The sequence below is a fragment of the Hydrocoleum sp. CS-953 genome (genome assembly GCF_002260545.1).
GTDB lineage: Bacteria > Cyanobacteriota > Cyanobacteriia > Cyanobacteriales > Microcoleaceae > Trichodesmium.
In genome coordinates this window covers 1-6,375 of sequence record NZ_LGSU01001053.1, presented here as the reverse complement: position 1 = coordinate 6,375, position 6,375 = coordinate 1, and the positions used below count along the sequence as shown (strand labels likewise).

At 36.7% G+C, this 6,375-nt stretch carries 3 protein-coding genes; 2 read left to right on the top strand and 1 reads right to left on the bottom strand.

The annotated features are described in order from the left end of the window. The first annotated feature begins 241 nt into the window (after positions 1-241). On the top strand, positions 242-1,192 hold the full coding sequence (locus AFK68_RS15525; protein WP_094673573.1) for an asparaginase: 951 nt from the start codon (positions 242-244) through the stop codon (positions 1,190-1,192). Positions 1,193-2,290: 1,098 nt separating this feature from the next. Continuing rightward, complete coding sequence (locus tag AFK68_RS15520) at positions 2,291-4,861, top strand: CHAT domain-containing protein (protein ID WP_094673572.1); 2,571 nt, start codon at positions 2,291-2,293, stop codon at positions 4,859-4,861. A gap of 747 nt (positions 4,862-5,608) precedes the next feature. Here AFK68_RS15520 and AFK68_RS15510 read toward each other — a convergent pair. Next, a partial coding sequence (locus tag AFK68_RS15510; RefSeq protein WP_371357403.1) for a WD40 repeat domain-containing protein occupies positions 5,609-6,339 on the bottom strand: 731 nt, incomplete at its 3' end. Positions 6,340-6,375 lie beyond the last annotated feature (36 nt).

Sequence of the window (6,375 nt, the reverse complement as noted above, 5' to 3'; positions counted from 1 at the left end):
GAAATAATCATTTCATTGGTGTTAATCTTAAACTTGATAAATACTATCCAAAAGTATCGTGAAATAATCTACTAGATCGATACTATACTTACCCTAAATAATAAATAAAAATGACCAGGAAGTAAGGTATTAAACCTTCCTGTTAAAGGAGATAAAAAAGGAAATTTCGTATTTTCTTGCCTCTGGCTGAAGCTTGAGGTAATTATAACTAATAACTAATAATTAATAACTGATAACTGAAATGACTAGGGGAAAAAGAACACAAACTGCACAACTGGAAGTAAGACTACTTAGAGAAGGTATTGTTGAATCAACTCACCAAGTTCAGGCCACAATATGTGACCACAGAGGCCGAGTTTTATCTTTGGCCGGAGATGCGGATACAGCCACATTTGTCCGTTCGGCTCTCAAACCATTTCAAGCTTTAGCAGTTACTACTACAGGTACTCTAGAAAGGTATGACTTAACTGATATAGACTTGGCCGTTATATGTAGTTCTCATCAAGGTACAACAGAGCAAGCAAGACAGGTATTTAACGTTTTATGGCGTTGTGATATTGACCCATCAAAGCTACAATGTCCAACTCCAGCCGGGAAAAATAGTCCTTTGCAATATAACTGTTCTGGTAAGCACGCAGGTATGCTGGCTGTTTGTCAGCAAAGAAATTGGCCGATGGAATCTTATCTGGAAATGAAGCATCCAGTACAACAGTTGATTATTAGCAAAGTTGCTGAATTGCTGGCCATGCCCGCAGCAGAATTTATCGGCGCTCGTGATGATTGTGGCGCTCCAACTTATCTTCTACAACTTAGTCAAATGGCAACTTTGTACGCCAAACTAGCTTCAGGTAATAGTTTGGATCTAGAACGAATTGTCCGCGCTATGACATATCATCCAGAAATGGTTGGGGGAGAAGGACATTTTGATACAGAGTTAATGCGCTTGACGGCTGGGGAAATTGTCAGTAAGTCTGGGGCTGAGGGAGTACAATGTATTGGCCGAGTCGGTGAAGGGATGGGTTTGGCTATAAAAGTTAATGATGGTGCAAAAAGGGCTAAATATGCAGTGGCAATTCATTTATTAACTCAGATGGGTTGGATAGATCCTACTATTGCTGAGACTCTGGCCAACAATTATATGTCACTTAGTAATGTTAAGCGTTTGGAAGTAGTGGGAGAAATGTTTATGTAGGGTTGAGGCTAGGAGTCAGGAGTCAGGAGTTAGGTAAAGTAGGGACGTTGCATGCAACGTCCCTACAGGTTTATCATTTTTTTGATATGCTTCATTGACTTGAAAACTGCTATCAGTGGATGTTCTGGAAAAAAATTTGAAAAAATTTGACTAAGGGGTTGCAATTTTGATTTAGTTATGGTTATAATAAAAAAGTTGACGCGGGATAGAGCAGTCTGGTAGCTCGTCGGGCTCAAGTTATAAGGAAAGATAAATTAAACCAAGCATAAACCAAAACCGCTAGTCGGTAAGCTTGAATCTTTACCTTGTAAAGGGCGGCATATAGGGAAACTTGTATGTGATTACTTGTCAAATTCGGGGAAGCCGTTAGCGGGGTAATCCCGAGCCAAGCTCCAAAATTAAGGAGAAGGTGTAGAGACTGGTTGGCAGGTACCCTAACAGTTCTAGTGTGATAGAAGCTGAGGGTAAAGGGACAGTCCAGACTACAAACTAATTCTGAAAGTTTCAGAGTTAAGGCAGTGAAAGCTGTAGTAGTAAGCATAACCCGAAGGTCGGTGGTTCAAATCCGCCTCCCGCCATTAAAAGTTAATAATATCAAAGAGAGTCTGGTAAATTTTAAGATTTACCAGACTTTTTTGATTTTTGTTCTCAATACTTGAATAAGGGTTAGGAGTCAGGAGTCATACTAAATCCGGTTTATAGAGTACCCTTTTGGGGAGATGGGGAAATGGGGAGATGGGGAGATGGTTAGAGAGGATTTTGAAAAAGGTACTTTTATTTTAATAACTGGATTTGGTATCAGGAGTTAAGAAGGATGGGGAGTAATATCAAATCCGGTAGTATCGGTATAAAAAAGCGTAGAAACCGGGTTTCTTTTCAACACCCCACTGCATAACATCTACACTCCCACAAACCCGGTTTCTTATAATACTCCATTGCCAACGGATTTGATATAAGAGAAAGATTTGGAATGGCGCTCGTGAAGTGAAAATTTTTTCTACCAAATTAAAAAGAATTTATATATAAATGCTTTTAGATTTAATCAGCAAGTCCTAATAAGTTAATGTATATATTAAAATTTTATGAATTTGGTAGAAAATGAGAAATTGGAAATATTTTAGATTAATTATCGGTACTGTATTTTTCTTGATTTTGCCTCCATCTCTAGTAATAGAGAAAATAGAGAAAGTGCAGATATATTCAAAAGTAGTTGCACAAGAGACTAAAAAATATAGCGATCGCCTGAACGAAGAAAAGCTACAAACTGAAGCACAGCAACTTGATGAGAAAGCTAAACAAGAAGTTGAAAATGGGGAGTTAGAAACTGCTTTACAAACTTGGCAGCAACTCCTAGATATTCATCAAAAGTTAGGCGATACAGATAAAATTGCTGCCACCCTACATAGTATCGGTACAGTTTATTATCAGCTCAGTCAATATCCTCAAGCATTAGCATCATTAAATAAAGCACTGAAAATTAGTAGAGAACTAGAGGATACTGCTGCTATCAGTAAAACTTTAAATGAAATAGGTGTTATCTACGATCGCCAAGGTAAATATCCGAAAGCTATAGAGTTTTATGAAGAAGCTTTAGAAATGGCTAAAAAGGAAACAGATAATGTTAATATTACTGCAATTTTAAGTAATCTTGGTTTAGTTAATTCCAGGTTAGCTCGCTATGAGGAAGCTATAGATTTTTATCAGGAATTTTTACAGCATGATCCTCCAAATAAAGCCACAATTTTAACTTATATTGGAGCTGTTTATCGCTACTTAGAAGAGTTTTCTCAGGCTTTAAAATTTTATCAACAAGCTTTAGAAATTTACGAAGAAAATGAAGACCTTCTGAATATAGCAACAACCCTAGATAATATAGGTGTAATTTATCGAGGACAGGAAAAATATTCCCAAGCATTAGAATATCATAATCAAGCATTATCTATTCGAGAAGAGTTAGGTGATCAAGATGGTAAATCAACAACTATTCATAATATTGGTATAGTGCATCGAGAGTCTGGTAAACATTCTGAATCTCTAGAATTTTTGACTCATACTTTAATTCTAGATAGACAACTGGGAAACTTGAATGGGGAAAGAATTAGTCTGGCTGATATAGGAAAATTATTAGAAAAAAATAATCAACCAGAATTGGCAATAATATTTTATAAAAAATCAATTAATATTACAGAAAAAATTCGTAAAGATTTACAGGTTTTACCAATTGAGGAACAAAGGTCTTATGTAGACGGCACTATTACTGATATATATCGTGCTTTAGCTAATTTATTGCTGGCAGAAAAACGAGCTATAGAATCACAGCAAATTCTTGATTTGTTGAAAGTACAAGAAGTATTTGAGTATATGGGAGATATGAAATATGATGATGATAAATCTAATCAAGTTATTATGCTAAGACTGGAAAATATTTTCACTGAAAAATATACTCAGTTCTTAGATGAAATAGGTAAAAATGACAACCAAAATCAGGATATTTCATTAGAAAAATTAGTCACTATTCACGATTTTATTGGTAGTGAGGAAGTCACAGAAATTAGGTCGGAAATAAAGAAGAAAGCTAAGAGTCAAAGACTTACGCCTGAGATGTTGATTTTGTTACAGGCTCAACTAAAAGAACATAAAAAAGAAAATGCAGCAGTTTTATATCCTTTAATTTTAGAAGATCGGCTGGAATTAATTTTAGTTACTGCTAATTCTCCTCCAATTCATCGTACTGTTTTAGTTAATCAGAAAGAATTTGATAGAGTGCTTTTTGCGTTTATAGTAGGATTAATTGATAGAAGAGAAGTTAATGATATTTCTGATTATAGAGTTATTAGAGCAGGATTAAAACTTTATAATTGGCTGATTGAACCAATAGAAAATGACATGAAAAATGGTAGAGTTAAAACAATTATTTATGCACCAGATGGCAAGCTCCGTTATATTCCTTTGGGAGCTTTATATGATGGAGAAAAATGGCTGACAGAGAGGTTCAAAATAAATAATATTACTGCTGCAAGTATTATGGATTTAACTCCTAGAAGAAATAGAAATCTCCGAATTTTGGCAGGTGCTTTAACTGAAGGAAATTATAGTTTTGCAATTGGCAATAAACAGTTTGAATTTGAAAGTTTGCCTTTTGCGGGAGTAGAGGTAGAAAAGCTAGCTAGTATATTTCCTCAAACTAAGAAATTATTAGGAGATGATTTTAGTAAACAATTTATGGAGTTAAGGATGGCTAGCCATAGTTTAATACATTTTGCCACTCATTCTGCTTTTGTTACTGGTAGTCCAGAAGATTCTTTTATATTATATGGAGATGGGGAACTCGCTAGTTTACGAGAAGTAGAAAACTGGAATTTGAATGGTGTAGAATTAGTGGTTTTGAGTGCCTGTGAAACTGGTAAAGGAAAACAACTAGGAGATGGTTCAGAAATTCTGGGTTTTGGTTATCAAATGCAAGCCGCTGGTGCAGCAGCAAGTTTAGCAACTTTATGGCGAGTAGATGACCAGGGAACTTCTGAATTTATGAATGATTTTTATACAGCTTTAAAGGGTGGAATAAATCAGGTTGGAGCGATACAAAAGGCACAAATTGCAATGATTAATAGTGAGTATAATCATCCTTATTATTGGGCACCATTTATTTTAATTGGCAATGGTTTTTGAGGATAAAACTATGAAAATAGTAGTGCGTTATATCATTGGGGGCGGGTTTATATAATCAAATGTGAAAACTCATGAATTGAAAGGGGAACCCGCCCCTACTGAACTTCTGACTTTGGGGGGCGGGTTTATATAATCTGATGTGAAAACTCATAAATTGAAAGTTAGTCTAGTAGGGTGCGTTAATGAAATGTAACGCACCAGAATTGTAATACCCGGTTCATTAAAAATGGTGCGTTACGACGGATTGTTCAATACCTGATAATACCGAGTAATTAATGCCGTCTTTTCATGTCCGCTCTTAGCGGAAACACACCCTACAAACTGACTTTGGGGGCTACAAACTGACTTTGGGGGCGGGTTTACCTAATCTGATGTAAAAACTCATAAATTTAACGCTGAACCCGCCCCTACGAACCTAATTTTTCAACTCCTCCAATACCTCCTCAGTAATCGGATTTTCACCCTTTTTCAATGTCTCTATCCAACCTTCAACTTTTGCCTTTTCCTCCCCATCTTCCACCGAATCTACAAATACTTGAAAATCCTCAATCGCTCCCTGATAATCCCCAGTTAATGCCCTAGCTACACCGCGACTATGCAGAATATCACCATTATTAGGACTCAATTTAACTGCTTTTTCACAGGCAAACATCACATCTTTTGCCTGATTATTTAAGCTGCCAAACTTACATAATTCTCCCCAATCATCAGCAGCTATTTCTAACTCTGAATCTAACTTTTGTGCTNGCTCCCTGATAATCCCCAGTTAATGCCCTAGCTACACCGCGACTATGCAGAATATCACCATTATTAGGACTCAATTTAACTGCTTTTTCACAGGCAAACATCACATCTTTTGCCTGATTATTTAAGCTGCCAAACTTACATAATTCTCCCCAATCATCAGCAGCTATTTCTAACTCTGAATCTAACTTTTGTGCTTCATCATAAAGACTAATTGCCTCTTCTATTTTTCCCTGTTTTGCTAATTTTTTACCTTCTTCTACTTTGCCAGGAGCAGCAAATTTATTCCCCACAACTTTCGGGTCTTTTTCTATAGTTTCTGTATCAGGATCGAGGTCAATTTCCTCATCCAATTCTTGGGCGCGTTTAAAGATAGAAATTGCCTCCTTTATTTCCCCTGATGTTGCCTTGTTTTTAGCTTCTTTAATTAAACTAGGATGAACCGGAAGTTCCTCACAAGTTCTCTCATATTTATCCAACCCACTGTTCATATACCGCTGCCATTCCTCTGCTGTTAAATTCCTACTGAGACGGCGACAAGCTTCTGTGATTAAATCTTCTGTTCTTACCAAATGTAGGCGGGCGGTATTGTCTTTACTTGCTGTCGCAATAGTTTTGCCGTCGGAGCTAAAAGCTACTGCATTTACCCTGTACTCGTGGTTGAGAGTAGCTAATTCTTTGCCAGTCTCAGCATCCCAGAGGCGGGTGGTTTTGTCATAACTTGCAGTCGCAATGGTTTTGCCGTCGGGGCTAAAGGCTACTGCATTTAC